This is a genomic window from Veillonella sp. CNR 79/14 (assembly GCF_003992185.1).
Taxonomy (GTDB): Bacteria; Bacillota; Negativicutes; order Veillonellales; family Veillonellaceae; genus F0422.
The window spans coordinates 1-365 of the sequence record NZ_RQVH01000048.1; the positions used below are offsets into that span (position 1 = coordinate 1).

Annotated in this window: 1 protein-coding gene; it reads left to right on the forward strand. The window is 38.4% G+C overall.

Annotated elements, in window-relative coordinates; translation table 11 throughout:
* A partial coding sequence (locus tag EO119_RS08135) for a hypothetical protein (RefSeq protein WP_206168804.1) occupies positions 1 to 365 on the forward strand: 365 nt, incomplete at both ends.

Sequence of the window (365 nt, forward strand, 5' to 3'; positions counted from 1 at the left end):
GATCACTTGAACTTACCATTAGCCACAGGTACTTTAAAAGTAGCTGGTACAGCTGACCAAATCAAAACGGTAGCTAATAATGGAACAATTACTTTATCTTTAGATGAAAAAGTGACAAACAAGTTAGCTAAACTTGGCGATACAGCAGCTAACGGTCGTGATGGTGTAAATGGTACATCTGGTGCAACTGGCTTAACTGGTAAAGACGGCTTAAACGATAAAACTTTAACAGATAAAGTAAATGCATTACGTAACGGCGAAGCTGGATCTGTGGTATATACTAACGATGCTGGCGACCGTGTTGTTAAAGCAAAAGATGGTAAATACTACAAAGCTGATGAAGTAAAAGCTGATGGTACTGTAAA